Source organism: Comamonas faecalis (assembly GCF_039538025.1).
GTDB classification, from domain to species: Bacteria; Pseudomonadota; Gammaproteobacteria; order Burkholderiales; family Burkholderiaceae_C; genus Comamonas_C; species Comamonas_C faecalis.
On sequence record NZ_BAABBP010000002.1, the window covers coordinates 208,494 to 225,475 of the forward strand.

15 protein-coding genes are annotated in these 16,982 nt (G+C 53.8%); all 15 read right to left on the minus strand.

The window, feature by feature from the left end; genetic code table 11:
• Positions 1 to 5: 5 nt before the first annotated feature.
• Positions 6 to 1,232 carry a glycosyltransferase gene (locus tag ABD767_RS02155; RefSeq protein ID WP_103045282.1) on the minus strand — a complete coding sequence of 409 codons (1,227 nt, stop codon included), beginning with the start codon at positions 1,230 to 1,232 and terminating at the stop codon, positions 6 to 8.
• 3 nt (positions 1,233 to 1,235) lie between these two features.
• Positions 1,236 to 2,366 carry a non-hydrolyzing UDP-N-acetylglucosamine 2-epimerase gene (gene wecB, locus ABD767_RS02160; RefSeq protein ID WP_103045281.1) on the minus strand — a complete coding sequence of 377 codons (1,131 nt, stop codon included), beginning with the start codon at positions 2,364 to 2,366 and terminating at the stop codon, positions 1,236 to 1,238.
• 12 nt (positions 2,367 to 2,378) lie between these two features.
• Positions 2,379 to 3,509, minus strand: a complete 1,131-nt coding sequence (wbjC, locus tag ABD767_RS02165; RefSeq protein WP_103045280.1) for a UDP-2-acetamido-2,6-beta-L-arabino-hexul-4-ose reductase — start codon at positions 3,507 to 3,509, stop codon at positions 2,379 to 2,381.
• 17 nt (positions 3,510 to 3,526) lie between these two features.
• A complete protein-coding gene (locus tag ABD767_RS02170; protein ID WP_103045279.1) occupies positions 3,527 to 4,852 on the minus strand; it encodes an AAA family ATPase in 1,326 nt (441 codons plus the stop codon).
• A gap of 301 nt (positions 4,853 to 5,153) precedes the next feature.
• Positions 5,154 to 6,329: an AAA family ATPase gene (locus tag ABD767_RS02175; protein WP_103045353.1), complete on the minus strand. Its 1,176-nt coding sequence runs from the start codon at positions 6,327 to 6,329 to the stop codon at positions 5,154 to 5,156.
• Between the two features lie 70 nt (positions 6,330 to 6,399).
• Positions 6,400 to 7,449, minus strand: a complete 1,050-nt coding sequence (locus ABD767_RS02180) for a polysaccharide biosynthesis protein (protein WP_103045354.1) — start codon at positions 7,447 to 7,449, stop codon at positions 6,400 to 6,402.
• A gap of 17 nt (positions 7,450 to 7,466) precedes the next feature.
• Positions 7,467 to 8,255, minus strand: a complete 789-nt coding sequence (locus tag ABD767_RS02185) for an AglZ/HisF2 family acetamidino modification protein (RefSeq protein WP_103045355.1) — start codon at positions 8,253 to 8,255, stop codon at positions 7,467 to 7,469.
• 3 nt (positions 8,256 to 8,258) lie between these two features.
• Entirely contained in the window at positions 8,259 to 8,873 is a 615-nt protein-coding gene (gene hisH, locus ABD767_RS02190) for an imidazole glycerol phosphate synthase subunit HisH (RefSeq protein WP_103045356.1), read from the minus strand.
• A complete protein-coding gene (locus ABD767_RS02195) occupies positions 8,870 to 10,003 on the minus strand; it encodes an N-acetyl sugar amidotransferase (protein ID WP_103045357.1) in 1,134 nt (377 codons plus the stop codon). Before ABD767_RS02195 ends, hisH begins: the two co-directional genes overlap by 4 nt.
• A complete protein-coding gene (locus ABD767_RS02200; protein ID WP_103045358.1) occupies positions 9,993 to 11,237 on the minus strand; it encodes a glycosyltransferase in 1,245 nt (414 codons plus the stop codon). Before ABD767_RS02200 ends, ABD767_RS02195 begins: the two co-directional genes overlap by 11 nt.
• On the minus strand, positions 11,224 to 12,324 hold the full coding sequence (locus tag ABD767_RS02205; RefSeq protein WP_146031464.1) for a hypothetical protein: 1,101 nt from the start codon (positions 12,322 to 12,324) through the stop codon (positions 11,224 to 11,226). The genes ABD767_RS02200 and ABD767_RS02205 overlap by 14 nt, the downstream gene beginning before the upstream one ends.
• Before the next feature lie 71 nt (positions 12,325 to 12,395).
• Positions 12,396 to 13,769, minus strand: coding sequence for a DUF7033 domain-containing protein (locus ABD767_RS02210; RefSeq protein ID WP_103045359.1), 1,374 nt, complete (start codon positions 13,767 to 13,769; stop codon positions 12,396 to 12,398).
• Positions 13,769 to 14,722: a GNAT family N-acetyltransferase gene (locus ABD767_RS02215; RefSeq protein WP_103045374.1), complete on the minus strand. Its 954-nt coding sequence runs from the start codon at positions 14,720 to 14,722 to the stop codon at positions 13,769 to 13,771. Before ABD767_RS02215 ends, ABD767_RS02210 begins: the two co-directional genes overlap by 1 nt.
• Before the next feature lie 30 nt (positions 14,723 to 14,752).
• Complete coding sequence (locus ABD767_RS02220) at positions 14,753 to 15,715, minus strand: formyltransferase family protein (protein WP_103045360.1); 963 nt, start codon at positions 15,713 to 15,715, stop codon at positions 14,753 to 14,755.
• On the minus strand, positions 15,712 to 16,980 hold the full coding sequence (locus ABD767_RS02225) for a lipopolysaccharide biosynthesis protein (protein WP_344867976.1): 1,269 nt from the start codon (positions 16,978 to 16,980) through the stop codon (positions 15,712 to 15,714). Before ABD767_RS02225 ends, ABD767_RS02220 begins: the two co-directional genes overlap by 4 nt.
• Between the last annotated feature and the right edge of the window lie 2 nt (positions 16,981 to 16,982).

The window sequence follows — 16,982 nt, forward strand, 5'->3', positions numbered from 1 at the left end:
AACAATCAACACGCCAAGCGCTGAAAAATTTTGCCAAATTTCTGCACCCCAACCTCAATGGCCAAATGCTCTGCGTAGAACTGTTTTGCGTTACCGCCCATTTTTGCCAAAACATCGGCCGGTGCCTTCGACAAAGTTTCAGCTGCCGCAGCTAAGGCCTGGGCATTTTCCGACTCAGCCACTACTCCGCCGCCCGACTGGCGAACCAAATCAGCCGCATCACCATCAACCGCCATCAACAACGGTTTACCCACTGCCATATAGGCCTGTGTCTTAGATGGAATGGTGATTTCAAACAATGGATCTTTGCGCAAATGCACCAGCAACGCGTCAGCGGCCTCCAGGTAGCGCCCTACCTCGGCCATGGGCACAGCAGGCAAAAACACCAGATTACGCAACCCCATGTCTGCCGCGCGCTGTTTCAGGCGTGGCACCTCCACGCCGCTGCCCAGCATCACCCAGCGCACGGGCGCGCTGCGCTCTTGCAGCAGGCGGGCGGCGTCCAGTACGGTATCCAGCGCCTGAGCTTTGCCCATATTGCCGGCAAACAGAATACGAAACTGCGTTGCGTCGGCCAGGGCTAGCGGCAAATCACCCTGGCTGCTGGGGGTCGACAAGGCTGCTTCATCCGCCCAGTTGTAGATCACCTCCAGCTTGCGCTCGGGCACACCGCGCTCCAGCAGCAGGCGCTTAAAGCCTGGCGAGAGCACCACGATGTGATCCATATGCCGATATACCCAACGGCACACCATCGCCACCACATTCAAAGCCTTGGCGTTGTTCAACATACCAGTAGCGCGCAGCGTGTCGGGCCACATGTCCTGAATGTCATACACCACCGGGATACGCCGCAGCAGCCGGATCAGGCCCGCCGTAACCCCCACAGTCAACGGCGGGTGATAGGCATAAATCACGTTCGCCCGCTTAGCCATGAACAGCCCATAAAACAAGGATGACGCTGCAAAACTAGCGTAATTAATCACCCGCTTGATTGCAGACTGGTCATGATTTGGATAAAGCGGCACACGAGTTATGTGTACGCCGTCAACCACCTCCCGTTGCAGCCACTTTATTTTGTAACCTGGATAAATCTTACCCCCAGGGTAATTGGGAAATCCAGTGAGAACTTCCACTTCAAAACCCTGCTGCACCAATTCACGTGCAAAAAGCAAACCTTTGAACGTAGGTTCCGGATCAAACCACTGCGTGAGCAACAAAACACGTATGGCCATGCGTCAATATTTCTTCCACACCACCCGATTCACATAATCGGTATAGCTATGAACAATGCGCAGCACCTTGTCCGACACATTGGACATGGAGTAATCCGCCACCTGGCGCAGCAGGCGCTCTGACCCGCGTGGCTGGGTTTGCAAAATGGCCAAGCCTTGCAGAACGCGCCCCACCTCCAGCCCGACCATCATCACGGCAGCTTCTTCCATACCTTCAGGACGTTCGTGCGCTTCGCGCAGGTTCAGTGCCGGAAAGTTGAGGATGGACGACTCCTCATTGATCGTGCCACTGTCCGACAGCACCGCACGGCTTTCCAGTTGCAGCCGGTTGTAATCAGAAAACCCCAGCGGCTTGAGCAACTGCACCAGCGGATGAAACTGCACCCCCAGCGCATCCACGCGCTTTTGCGTACGCGGATGGGTGCTGACGATGACCGGCAGGCCATAACCCTCGGCCACGGCGTTGAGCACTTGCACCAGCTTGGCAAAGCTTTTGTCGGAGTCGATGTTTTCCTCGCGGTGCGCACTGACGACGAAGAACTGCCCCGGCTCCAGGCCCAGGCGCCGCAATACGTCGGATGCGTCGATCTTCGGGCGGTAATGCGCCAGCACCTCGCACATGGGACTGCCGGTTTTAATGACCTGGTCGGGCGGCAGGCCCTCGCGCAGCAAATATTCGCGCGCGATGCTGCTGTAAGTCAGATTGATGTCTGCCGTGTGGTCAACGATGCGGCGGTTGGTCTCCTCGGGCACACGCTGGTCAAAGCAACGGTTGCCCGCCTCCATGTGGAAGATAGGAATCTTGCGCCGCTTGGCCGGAATGACCGACAAGCAGCTATTTGTGTCGCCCAGCACCAGCAGCGCCTCGGGCTGCTCGGCTAGCAACACGCCGTCCATCTTGCCAATGATGTTGCCTATGGTTTCGGCAGCATTGCCGCCAGCAGCATTCAAGAAATAATCAGGCTTGCGAATACCCAGATCGTCAAAAAAAATCTGGTTCAACTCGTAATCGTAGTTTTGCCCGGTATGTACCAGCACATGGTCGCAATGCTCATCGAGCCGAGCCAGCACGCGTGAGAGTCGAATGATTTCGGGTCGTGTGCCCACGACGGTCATGATTTTTAGTTTTTTCATCGTCAGTCTCATTCACAACGGGCAGGCAAAAGTATCCGGCTTGTCCCGGTCAAATATCTCATTGGCCCACAGCATCACCACCAGTTCGTCACTGCCGATATTGGTGATGTCGTGTGTCCAGCCGGGCACGGTTTCGACGACCTCGGCCTTGTCGCCGCTGGTCAGCAGCTCATAGGCCTGGCCAGTGTGCATATGGCGGAACTTGAAGCGCGCTTGGCCCTTGATGACCAGGAACTTCTCGGTCTTGCTGTGGTGGTAGTGCCCACCGCGCGTGATGCCCGGGTGCGCGGTGAAGTAGCTGAATTGACCGCAATCAGGCGTTTTCAGCATCTCGACGAACACCCCGCGCGCATCGCCATGCTGGGGCACGGTGTAGGCAAAAGCATCCACCGGCAGGTAGCTCACGTAAGTGGAATACAACGCCCGCACCAGCCCGGCGCCCACGCGTTCGGTCATCAGGCTGGATCGGCTATCGGCAAACGCCTGAATCTGCGCTGCCAGCGTACCCACCGTGGTGCTGTATTGCGGCGCCACGCTGGCAAAACCGCTGCCATCCACGGCGGCATCGGCGCCATCGAGCAACTGCACAAAGCGCGCAATTACGTCATCCACATACACCAGCGTCAAAGGCGCTGCCGGGTCGTTGACGGTGATAGGCAGCCCGCGCGCCGTGTTGTGGCAGAACGTGGCGACGGCCGAGTTGTAGTTGGGCCGCGCCCACTTGCCAAACACATTGGGCAGGCGAAACACATGCACCGGCACGCCGTGCTGACGCTGCAAATCGAACAATGCTTCCTCCGCTGCACGCTTGCTGCGGCCATAGGGGTTGTCTTGTGCCGCCTGGGTGGACGAGGCAAAAACCACCGGGACTTTGCGCCCAGTGCTGGAAGCCGTCTGTACCAGCGCATCGCACAGCACCTGCGTCAGCCCGGCGTTGCCCGTGTTGAATTCCGCCGGGTCTTGCGGGCGATTCACCCCCGCCAGATGAAAGACAAAGTCCACGCCATCGAGCAGCGCGGGCAAATCTGCCAGCGCATTCGCACGAGTAAAACAGCGCACCTGCACATCCTTGCGCTCGGACAGGTGCAGTTGTAGGTTTTGCCCAACGAAACCGTTGGCGCCAGTGATCAAGATTTTTTTCATCGTCGGTTTTTTATCCATCATTCGTTTGCCGTGCCCAGCAACCAATGGCTGGCACGGTGCAGCTCAATGCCCGGCGGCAAATCAACCAACGGCGGCATGAACTGCGCCACCAGCAGGCAGCGTACGCCAGGCCACAAGGCTTGCGCGTCCTGCAAGGCGCGCACCTCGCGCTGCAAGGTGGCGGTGTCGCCAATGTCCAGACATACCTGCACCAGCCATTGCTCGCCATCAGGCAGCGCAGCGTGAAAATCCACCTCAAAACCGCCTGGCGTCAGCACATAGCCCACCTGCGCGCCAAGGCGTAGCAGCGCGTGCAGCACCGTTGTCTCCAGCGCGTGCCCACTATTGGGCTTGCCCGATTTGTCGAACAGCGCCATCAGCCCTGTATCCACCGGGTACACCTTGCGCGGGTTGACTTGCTGGCGACGGATGGAGTCGGTGGCCAGCGCCACGCTGTGCAGCAAGAATGCATCCTCCAGATGCGCCAGCATCTGGTGCAAGGTCTCCTTGGCCACGGGCACGCCACGCGAGCGCAGGTCGGCATGGAACTTGTTGATGCTGAAGCCTCCGGCCGCATTGCCCAGCAACTGCTGCACCAGCCAACGCAACACCTGGGGCTGGCTCAGGTTGTGGCGCTCCAGTACATCGCGCAGCAGCACCACATCCACATAGCTGCGCAGCAACTCCGTGCGGCTGCGCGCATCCAGCCCCTGAGCCTCAGGAAAGCCGCCCTCGGCCAAATAACGCTCCAGCGCGGCATCCAATTGCGACTGCCCCGCTTTAGGCAGACGGTCAGGGCTTTGCTGCGGCTCCTGCCCCACATGGCGCAGCGCCTCGCGCAAACTGAAGGGAGCCACCACCGCCTCCAGCGCCCTTCCGCGCATGCTGGTCGCCACCTCGCGCGAGAGCAGCTTGGCCGATGAGCCAGACAAGAAAAGCTCGACGTTTTCAGTATCCAGCAGCCGACGCGCAAACAACTCCCAGCCGGGCACCACCTGAATTTCATCCAGAAAAAAGGTGCAGCGCCGCTGATCGCGCCAATCCGGGTGCAAGCGATAGAACTCTTCCACCAGCACATCCAGATCACCGCCCTGCAAGCCGGCCAGGCGCTCGTCCTCGAAGCTGAAGTACAGCAGCCCCTCGCGCGCCGTACCTTGGGCATGGCGCTGGGCCAGCTGCTGCCACAAAAAACTCGTCTTGCCCGCACGCCGCATGCCAATCACGGCCAGCGCCTTGCCCGGCACCGCCGGCAGCCACACATCACGCGGCGTCAGCACAGGCAAAGGCGCAGCCTGCATGTCCAGGATTTTTTGGCGGATGACAGGGCGAAATAAATCGTTCATACCAGACTATTCTATGCCTATTTATCCATTTAAAACGGATAAATAGGCAATTTAAAACCTGGCTATCGACCAGACCCCAAGGACATGGATAGCTGCACTGTTGATTCGGCCCTTTGAAGTAGCAATTTTTCGTCATTGCGGCGAAGGCCGCAATCCATGACTTCCTCTCAAAGGCACTGGATCCCGGCCTTCGCCGGGATGACGAGTTCAAACATCACAAGGCCGGAGCAATAGGTGCATGCCGGATGCGCTGCGCTTATCCGGCCTACGGCACTGATCACATGCGATGGGATGCACGCCATCACAGCGCCACCGCTTCCAAAAACCCCCTGGGATTGGCGGAAAACTGCGCAAAATTTTCCGGCGTGACGATGACCCGCAATGCACCGGGCGCCTTGGCACAAAACACCTCCAAACCCTTGGCTGATTTTTTGCGGCCCGATTTCACCTCGATGGCATAAAGCCGATCACGGTACTGATAGACAAAATCCACCTCATCATTGCGCTCGCGCCAGTAAGTCACCTGGCCCGGCTGCTGCAACAGCTCGCAGCCCACAGCCAGCTCAAACGCGCGCCCGCGCTGCTCGGCATTGCGCGCCACAGCCACACCTGTCGCCATGCTGTACAGAGCCGGGCAAGCGGGCAGCATCTTGGGGCTGGAGTTGCGCGACAGCCACGCCTTGGGCGAATACTTTTGCAGCGCGTGCAGCAAAAAAGCGCCGCCATACAGCTCAATGTAGTACTTGACCAAATCGGTGTTGCCCTTGCCCTGCAACTGCCCCAGCAGCTTGGTATAGCTGATCTCCTGCGCCGGGTAGGCACACAAAATCTCAAACGCCTGGCGAAACAGCGCCGGATTGGCCACCTTGCGGCTTTGCAAAATGTCTTTGCCAATCACCGCCTCGACAATCGCGTCCTTCATATACGCATACCAGCGGTCAGCATCGCCCTCCAGCGCCACGGCGCCGGGGTAGCCGCCAAAGGCCAGGTAGCGATCCAGGTCGTAGCCAAAGGCTGCATGCAGCTCGACAAAACGCCAGTGGTGCACACGTAGCAGCTCAAAGCGCCCGGCCAGGCTTTCAGTCACCCCTGCTTGAATCTGCAAAGCGCTGGAGCCCAGCAGCAGCACCCGCAAGCGCCCCGGCCGTGCATCCCATAGCGCCTTGATTGTCTCGGGCCAGTTGGGGATTTTTTGGATCTCATCGACCACCAGCAGCGCGTCATCGCCCAGCAGCAAGGCCTGCTGCCACTGCTCCAGCAGCCAATTGCGGTCGCTGACCAGCACATCGTCGGCATTGGCGTAATGCGTGGGCCAATGAACCTGCGTCATCAACTGCCGCACCCCCGTGGTCTTGCCCACCTGACGCGGCCCCACTAACACCTGAATCAGGGGCGATGTGCCGTGCAGACGCTGAGACAGCTTTTCGACGAATGGGCGCTGGAAGGAATGGCTCATACAACAAAATACTAGAATCATCTATTGTATTTGATAGACACTGCTAGCGACGCTTGCCGGATGTGCTGCGCTTATCCGACCTACGGCTCCCTCAATGCTCCTCCACATCCCCCACCATCTCGCCCCTGGCAATGCGCTGCATCCCATCGAGCTTGAGCAGCAGCTGCCGCATCCCGGTCTCGTCCAACCGATCGGTGTTGTGGCTGTTGTAATCCTCGCCATGGGCTGACTGCGTCAGGCGCTGCGCACCCTGGTCGACAAACTTGCCGTAGTTCAAATCCCGGCCATCGGCCGGCACGCGAAAATAATCGCCCATGTCCTCGGCGCAGGCCATCTCTTCGCGGCTGAGCAGTGCCTCGTACAGCTTCTCGCCATGGCGCGTTCCGATCACCTGCACGGGATGATCGGGCTTGCCCATCAGCCCCGTCACCGCATGGGCTAGGGTTTCAATCGTGGCTGCTGGCGCCTTTTGCACAAAAATATCGCCATTGCGGCCGTGTTCGAACGCATACAACACCAAGTCCACCGCATCGCCCAATGTCATCATGAAGCGCGTCATCGCCGGGTCGGTAATCGTGATGGGCTGGTTCGCATACACCTGCTGCACAAACAGCGGAATCACCGAGCCGCGCGAGGCCATCACGTTGCCGTAGCGTGTGCCGCAGATCACCGTACTCGTGCCCTCCAGGTTGCGGCTGGTGGCCACCATCACCTTTTCCATCATCGCCTTGCTGATGCCCATGGCATTGATGGGATAGACCGCCTTGTCGGTGCTCAGGCACACCACGCGCTTGACGCCCGCGGCAATCGCCGCCTCCAGCACGTTCTCGGTACCCATCACATTGGTGCGCACCGCCTGCATGGGATAAAACTCACACGACGGCACCTGCTTGAGCGCCGCTGCGTGAAACACGTAATCCACTCCGCGCATGGCCTGCTCGATGCTGCGCGCATCGCGCACGTCGCCAATGTAGAACTTGAGCTTGGCGCTGTGGTAGCGCTTGCGCATGTCGTCCTGTTTTTTTTCGTCGCGGCTGAAGATGCGGATCTCGGCAATATCGGTATCGAGGAAACGTTTCAGGACGGCGTTGCCGAAGGAGCCGGTGCCGCCGGTAATAAGCAGAGTTTTATTCTTGAACATGATTTTTCTTCAATCGCTTACGTGCCCGCCAAAACGGCACGGCACAGTTCATCTTTTTGTACAGCAGTGGGGTAATTGATCAACACCGCGCGGTAAGGGCCCTTGAAAACAAACAAGCTGCCCGCTGCCGTCCCCACCACACCGCAGGTTTTCAACAATTCACCGATATGTGCCAAGGAACCCGCCCCACCCAAGACAGTGAGCGGCACCTTGACCACACTTCGCACCTGCCGGGCCAAATCAAGGTCGTAGCCCTGCATCTCGCCATCGCGGTCAATCGAATTAATGACAATCTCACCCGCGCCTGCCGCTTGCAACTGTTGCACCAACTCAATAAGGTCTATCTTGTGCGCCTGCTTGGCATTGTGTGTACACACCTCATAGCCCTTGCTGAAAAGTCCGGTCTTTTTACGCACATCCAGCACCGCAACCACACTTTGCCGACCGATGGCGGCTGCCATCTCTGTGAGCAGAGCCGGCCTGGCCAGCGCCGCAGCGCTGACTGACACCTTCTCCACTCCCAGGCCAATGATGTGCGCCGCCTGCTCGGGCGTGGTGATGCCACCGCCATAGCACAGTGGCATCCGGCACTCGGCCGCCAGCTTGGCAATGAGAGCGTAGTTGGGTTCAGCTTGGTCTACTGTGGCGTCAATATCCAGCACCATCAACTCGTCAGATTCTTTCTCGTTGAAAATCTTGACGGCGTTGATCGGATCACCCACATATTTAGGTTCTTTGAATTTTCTGGTTTTTACCAGCCCGCCTTGTTGAATCAACAGGCAGGGGATTATACGAGGGCGCAGCATGGATCAAAGCTCCGCAAAGTTTTTCAAAAACTGCGCACCGAAACGATGGCTCTTCTCGGGATGGCATTGAATTCCATACACATTGCCCCGTGACACGACGCAGTCAAAGTCAACGCCGTACTCTGCCGTAGCCACTACATCGGCTTCGTCCACCGCATCAAAATAATAAGAGTGCAGAAAATAAAAACGTGATTCGGCTTCAAAATCACGAAACAGTGGGTGCTCGGCACGAAATTTCACATCATTCCACCCCATATGTGGCATGGGCAACTTGTGTGAATCAGGTTGCTGTGCAAAAGCCTTGACGCGCCCCGGTATCCAGCCCAGCCCCGGCAACTGCCCCTCATCGCTACCGCTGGCCAGCATCTGCATTCCCACGCAAATACCCAACACGGGTATTTTTTGTTCCAGCACCAAGGTATCCAGCGCAGGGCGCAGGCCAGACTGCTGCAGCTGCGTCATCGCATGGTCAAACGCCCCCACACCGGGCAGGATGAGATGGCTGGCCTGCTGCAAAGCCTCGGACGTGCTGGCGCGGCAGGCATCAATTCCCAGACGTTTGAACATGTTCAAAAACGCCTGCACGTTGCCCACGCCATAATCAATCAGGGCGATCATCGAAAGAGCCGTTTCTCCAGGCCCAGCACACTCAACACCTTGGCCCCCAGGCCAATCACCCAGCGCTTGTTCTTGTAGTCGTGGAAGGTCTTGTTGGGTGCATCAAAAATGGCTTGCAGCTCGGGCATTGTCAAATCCAGTTTGTGCGCCACATATTCAAATTCCTGCTGTAAAAAGTGCTCATCCATCTCTGGACGGCTGATCCGCTCCAGCGCCGCCTCCCGCGTCATCTGCCCCGTCATAATCAAACTGGAAAAATGCGCACGCCGCTTGTGGTAGCCAAACTTGCGCGGCATCCAGTAGTCTTCATAAAACCGGGTAAACCGTGATTCATGGTGCTTGTGCTGAAAACGCTGCCAACCAAACAGGCGCTCCAGCTCATCCTCGGCATCCTTCTTTACATAAGGCACATGGTTCAGCGGGTAGTGAACCTTCATTCCGAGGATTTTCTGATAGTAAATTTTATATACCAGAATATCCTTAATCGGAAAGGTAGTTAGCCGGCGATTTCCAAAACGACCATGAATGTCATCAATCAAAATCTTATCAATGCCCGGGTAGCCCCCCCACTCTTCCGGCTCACGGCAGCATTCCGTGGAGTAGTTGGAACCAGTGATTACATGCTTGATCTTGTTCTTGCGCGCGAACTGGTACAGCGCTGAGAAGAAAGCCGTATCCTGCGGAATATCCTGATCTGGAATTCCAGACTTCAAAAACGCCACCTGCAGGTCTTTCATCTCCTCCCAGTTGATCACCTCGGTGTACAAGTCCACCCCTAGGCCGTCCACCAGTTTCTCTATATTGCCTACCGCCTGATCGGTATTCCATCCCGCATCCACATGAAACAGCAAGGGGCGCAAGCCCATTTTCTTCACCGCCACATAAGCCGCATAAGAGCTATCCAGCCCACCACTCAGTCCGATGATGGCATCAAAATCCTTGCCTTGGGTATCCGCCTTGATTTGTTCGGCCATGCGCGCCAAAGCAGCCGCACCCTGCACACCGGTATCCCAACTGGGTGCAATGGTGGTTTTGAAGTTGTTGCAATATTCACAGACACCTTGATCGTCGAATTGGATTCGAGGATCAGAGGTATCCATGATGCAATGAGTGCAAATTTTATAAGTCATAAATCTCCCCAGAACCGGATTTCAATCGCCTATAAATATTAAGGATTTTCCTTGCATTCCTTTGGGGGCAGAAATTCTCTTCTGCTAATTTTTTTGCCTCAGCCCCCATAGCAGCACAAATTTTTGGATTATTCGCCAAATACAACACAGCCTCGGCCAAAACGTTGGGAGATTTTTCAGGCACCAAAATACCAGTAACACCATCTCTAAATGTATCTGATGTTGGATTATTAGCGGCAATTATGCTTGGTTTTGAATAAAAACCAGCCTCAAAAACAGGCCTTCCGGGCGCATCAAAATGAGATGGAAACAATAGAACGTCAATATTTTTATAAACATCGCCTATAGCCATAGTAAATCCCGTCAAACTTACACAATTCTGCAAATTATTTTTCTCAATGAAATTGATCATTTCATTTTGCGAATTTTGAGAAAATCCAAATTTTTTCAGAAACCATCCTTTTAAATTTTCCACCCTTGCAGTTTCTCCGCCAGCAATAACAAAATGCACATTGGAATTTTTCTGATGTATTATTTTTGCAGCTTCAACTATCTCCAGTATACCCTTTGATTTATGAAGATTACCAACAAATCCAGCTTTGAATTTTTCTTGAGGTATTGCATGAAAGATGTCAATTATTCGCCGATCACCCCGCTCTTGCCCAGGAGAGAAGGAATTATTTACAACAAGCACATTTAAATTCTCAGGCAAGGTTTTTCTAACATTCCCATCAATTGCCACCACAACATCAGCAAAGTGCTTCAATATCCAATTAAAAATAAAAGACCTGATGCCTCCCTCCCTCCCCTTTGCCAACGCTCGCACGTGCACCACCAGGGGCACGGAAAATATTTTTTTTGCGATTATCGCGGGTAATATATAAACAAATTCATTGAGATGAATCACATCTATTTGTTTCCATTGATGCGCCGCCTTAATTAGACCAAAAATCATAAATGGGAAATAAAAAAACTCCCTGAGCAAAATTAGCCAACGCCACCCTCTGTAATACCCATACCTCGTATGATCAAATTTTGACATTCCGCGCACAGAAATATTATCAACGGCAATTTTTTCATAAAAAATAGAAGCGGTGCCCTTAGATGTAAAAAAATAGGGATGCACCGCATTAGGATCAAACCCTCCAATAAGCTCATACAAGCTGCGCGAAGCGCCGCCAAGCGGCCCATCCCCATCAATATACAAAACATTAATTGTATTATTTTTTCTCATTATTTAATCTACCTTTCTCCGTAGATACCCATATTCCATAATACGCCAGCGCCACCGCCAACATGGAATAATTATAAGTCTTCGCCAATGCATACGCAATCACCAAAGCCATCAACGAAGAAACAGCCAAGATATAAATCTGATTTAGGTTATTTCTTATATTTAGCAAAATTATAAATAATGGAATTGCAACGAGAAATAGAACGTAAAAGAATCCAAAAACTCCGAAGTCAACCCATGCCGAAAGTAAATTGTGAGAATAGGCGCCTAATTCATGGCTTGCAAAATTACCAAGAAATGGGTGCTCTGCAATAGTTTTAAGCGCATTAAATGTAAGCTCGGATCTTGATATTTTTGATGGATCCGCATCAGAAAAAATCACAGAAAAAATTCTAACGTCGCGTAACCAATTAACATCCAAATAAATATGTGCAATCAATGCAAAAAAAACAGAGCCGAAGAAGAAGAGAATTAGTACACCAATTCTTCTTTTCGCCTTCAAAAATTCAACCGCGCCCAAGAGTGCCAGTGCAATATAGAACTCAGTTCTGGCGCCCAGATGAAATAGGAAAACTACCATGGCGCATATAATTACGATATTACTCTTAGTACGCGAATTTGCAAGATTCCCAATAAAGAAAAATAAGACCAAAAACGCCAACATTTGATAATCAAGCTCAAAATATTCACCGCCAAACTCAGCAGGGAATATTTTTATAATATTGAAAATCGAAGATAATACAAAAAACGCCGCAAGACACAGGACGACGATAGAATATCGCACATCCTTAAAAACACCTCCGAAATATAAATTCAATGTTACAAAATAGAAAGCAGCCAAGCGAAATACTGATTTTAAATGATAGGAGATAAATTCAAACTCAGTCCCATTTATATATTGAATGACCACAAACAAAGTATAAATTATCAAGAAAAAGAAAAAAGCTTTTGTTATAAAAAGCTTCATTATTGATCGAAAATTCCTCGCCCGAAATAATCCCAAAACAGCAATAGGCAACGATATCAAAAGAAAGAAACCAAAAGCCGACCCCAGAAATGGCGCAGAGTACCCCATCTGAACAAGCATCTGCCCAATCATATAGAATGGGAATATTAAAAAAAAGTTAATATTCGCAGTTAAATTGAAGACATTGATCTTCATTTGAATTGTTTATGAAGCATATTCATATAGAGCTCTTGCTCCTCCATCATTTTCAACTCGGAGTTATGCCACAATGATGTAAAACACCCACCTACGCATATACATGCATTTTTCAGTAAATTAATTTTCCTCTTTGCCTCTTCGCCAAGACCAAGTCCAAGATATCGAGTGGCGATAACAGAGCACTCCATAACAACGAGTGGCCGCACACGCAGTTTCAATGCTTGGCCCAAAACAGAGTCAAACGCTGGATATTCAAAGCAGGTACCACATCTGAATCCAGGTCTATCGGCATAGCTCAAGGTACTGTCATAATTCATACCGGCATCAGCCCAAGCGCGCAAAGTAGTAGGCTGTTCCCAGCGTAAAAGGTGCATACGCCCGCCCATTTCGGCTTGCCGTATGTTTTCTTCAGCCAAAACCGTCCTTAACCGTTGTGCCTCTTGCGCAATCAGCTCTGGTTTTTGATAGGTGCCGTAGCTGGGGTGCAGGCCAATTTCATGGCCGCGTTCATGGATGCGGCGCATCAGCGCGCGGATGGCAGGATGCTCGGGCTCGTAGTCGGCGTCCATGGCGCTGGTGCGCCCGCAAATGAAATAGAAGGCGCTGGTCAGGCCGTGCTGGTCAGACAGATCCATGATCCATTCAAAGGTATTGAATGGGTCGCTGGGGTGCAGCGCATCACGGGTGTTCAGCCTGATCCAAGGCGCACGCAGGGCATTCTTGATGTCGCCACGCTTGAGCACGTCGCCCGCCATGGCGCGCAGCAGGCCCTTGGCGCTGGCAAAGCCGTAGCGACTGGGTGCGTCCACATCGTGGCTGACCTTCATGCTGAACTGGTGCTGCTTGAGCGCGATGCCCGGCCAGGTGCGGGCGATGACCTGCCCCAGCACATGCAGCCATTCGTCAACGACGGGGCGCTCCAGATAGCCATGTTTGTAGGCATGCGAATGAACTGCCGGAAAGCGCCCATGATTGTCCAGGTCGGTGCGGCCGACTTCTTCCTGACGGGTGAGCATCCAGTAAGTCAGGCCGAGGATGTCGTAGCCGATATGCCAGCCATTGTCGGCTGGGGTGATCAGCGGCGCGGGCAATTGCGCCGCGCCGGGCGCGGGCAGTGCGCCCGGCAAGGCGGGTTGCCAGCCCTCGGCGGCGGCATTCCATAGGGTGCAAGGCAGGTCAGAATCGGCACGGGCGAAGGTGGCGCCATTGAGCGCCAGGCTGATGCAGCGTGCATCGCCGGGCAGGCGCAAGGCCATGCCGGAGCCGTCTGGCTGGGCTTGCAAGACAAAGGCGTGGCCAAAGCGTTCTCGCAGGATGGTTTGCAGCCAGGCCAGAGCGGCAGGACTGTGCCATAGCGTGCCGGGCATTACTGACCCCCTTTCAAACTACGCAGGAACAAGGCCGTTTTAAGGATGCGGGAAGGGGTTTTACTGACCGTGAAATACGGTGTTTGCTGGGCACCGAATGCGCGAAAGAATTTCTCTACCGGTTCGATCATAGAACCCTCAAAGTCAAAGCGCCGGGTAACCGTTGCGGAAAACTTGATCGCCTCCCACATGCACAGACTGGTGGCGCCGCTGTTGCGCAGTTCAGGGTTGCCGCCGCCCATCAGGTAATAGGCGCTGTTTTGATCCCAGACGATGTAAACCCCGGCGTGGCGACGGCCTTGTTCATCTTCGGCAATGAAGATTTTACGTGCCTGCCGTGCGGCGCAGGCCTGGTCGAGCGTGTGCACAAAGGCTTCCGTGTAGGGCAAGGCCATGCCCTGTCGGGCAAATGTCATACGGTTGAGGTGAAGAAAATCGCCTACCGACAAATCCGTGCGGACGCGCAACTTGAAACGATTGCTGGCTTTTTTTATGTCTGTGCGAATATTTTCTCGCAACCCTTTCCACAATATCTGCTCATCCCCGAGTTCATTCAGGATGTAGGTATAGCGCGTGGTCTGCTGGAAGCCTGCCCAATAAAACGGCAGCCAATTGCCCAGGCTCCAATGCCAGTTCTGGGTGAAATGGTCAAAAGGCGGGAGTTGCTCGATCAGCGCTTGCAACAGATCTTTTTGCTGCGCCAGCCGCGTGGAGGATTTACCCGCTGCCTCGCGCAGCCAAGGCCCCAAGGTTTGCGTGAGCGCAGGCTGGCCGAGCAGGGTAAAGCCGTGGCGCTTGCGCGGCACATAGGGCATGGCCGCGACAATGGCGCCGCCTTTTTCTACCAAGGCTACATCCCAGCCTCCCTCACCCACCGTGGCATCGAGCCACCAGGCTTGGCTGAATAAGGGGATGGATGGTTCTGTGACGCAGAGGACGTGGTATTGATCCATGCGATGAGACAAACGAGAGGACACAGCCATTTATTTTTGGAGAATTTTCAAAATGGAATTTTTAATATCAAAATCAATATCAATATAAATCACCCCATCCTTGGCAAATACGCATTTTTTATTCTTGTACTTGCCAATTTTACCGGGCGTGCCTTGTGCAATGTCTATTTTTTCATATTCGCGGATTGACCAGCGCTGCCCTGCCAGCAAGCCAGCAGGCTGGGCAATCGCATTCAGCCACAACTCCGTCCCGCGCAAAACATGCCATACGCGCTCAATCGGCCAATGCTCCCAATCAATGATCTCTGCATGTTCTTCAGGCTTCAGAATGCGGGCGCGTGGTGTGGGACTTTGTGCAGGCTGCGGTGTGCGTGGCGCATTGCTCTGGGCGATGGCATCGATGGCCTTGAGCATCAAAGACACTCCCAGTTCACCAATCAATTTATCCAGACGCTCGGGCGACTTCGTCCCAAGAGGAATGTGCACCCGATCTTGAAAAATGATGTCTCCCGTATCCTCTCCTGCATTGACATAGTGCACCGTGACCCCAGGATTCATTTCCATATCATGGTATTGCCAAAAATCAGGATTGGCACCGCGATAGCTTGGCAAAAACGAAGGATGCAGATTAATTACGCCAAGACGCGGTATTTTCAGAATGTCATCCTTCAAGAGTTGAGACATGCTGAAAATAACGATCAATTCCGGATTTAGTTCCCGAATCCAATTGGCAATTTCTTTTGAATTTTTTTTCCATATGAAATTATAGGGAATACTTCTTTTTTTACAAAAATTCGGCAGAAAAACATCTTGTCTTTTTACAAGACTATAAGTTTTTTTCAGAAACTCAATCAACAGGGATTTGTTTCTTGAGCCATCATAATCTCGCGGCATGGATTCGAGCACCCCAACCACTTGGTGATTGGATTCGAATAATGGCCTCACCAATCTGGAAACGCCCTGAGTTATCATCAGTATTTTTACTGCTTTCATGTTCTGACGTTATTTTTTGCAAAATGGTAAGTCATTGCCCCATTGACACCGTAGGCAACACAGTAAGCAAAGGAGAAAATTTTCAACGCATCTGCCGCGCCCGAGAGGAACTTTCCAAGCACAAAAGAAACAATGACTAAAGACAGGAGAAATATTTGCCAGAGTAAATCCAATTTTTGCTTTTCTGCAATCATAAACATCGCACTCAAGGGGCTGGTTATGAACTGCAAAAATGCCATGGGCGTCAGGATTTGTGCATATTCACCAGCCACGCGCCACTGCTCGCCAAACACCCAGGCAAATAGCGCAGGAGCAACAAAGAAAAAAACGATAAAGGGCAATACCGAGATCAACAACAAACGCTTGAATGTCTTTTGATAAATGGTCTTGCATTGACCCTGGTGAATATAGGCGTGGCTGGCCTCTTGCCGAAACACGTCACCCAAAGCCCCCGCCACCAGGGCCATGGGCGCGGCCATGACCCGCTGGGTCAGGGTGAAGAAGCCCGCCGCCGTGGTGCTGAACAGGGCGCTGAGCAGCAGCACCGGCATCTGTCCTGAAGCGGTGTTGAAGCCATGGGCAACGATCAGGTATTTGGGAAAGTTGATGTACTTTTTCGCCAGCGCCAGGCTGCGGGTCGGCCTCAGCACACGGATTTGCTGGTGATCCTCGCGCCAGATCAAGCGCGCCAATACGCCGGTGGCCAGCACCTGCCCCGTGATTTGCCCGCCCACCAATCCCACGGCGCCACTACCGGCGTAGCCGCTGGTCATTTGCGCCAAGGCGACGCCCGTGCTTTGCACGGTGCGGCTGATGGCCAGGCGCTTGTATTGGGCCTTGCGGTTGCTCCAATAATTGAGGCTTTGGTACACGCCCAGCAGCAAGGTGGATGCCGGCACCCAATACAGCCAGGAGGCCAGGGCGGCATCGCCCAGCAGGGCGGCGATGGGCTGGGCAAGAAAAATGACGACCAGCAGCAGCACGGCGCTGATGGCCACGCTGAGCGCCATGGCCAGCGCGGTGATGTGCAGTGCATCACGATCGTGGCGCGGCAGCAGGATGGCCAGCTCGTAGCGGCCGGTGACCAGTACGCTGGCAATCATGGCGACGGCCATGTAGAGCGCGAAACGGCCAAATTCCTCGGGGCTGTAGAGCCGCGTGAGGATGGGGCTGATGGCAATCGGGATAGCCTGCGCCAGCGTGGTGCCAGTCATCAAGGTGAGCACGTTGCGGGCGTAGGCGCTTTGGGGCAGAAGCTTGCGCATGG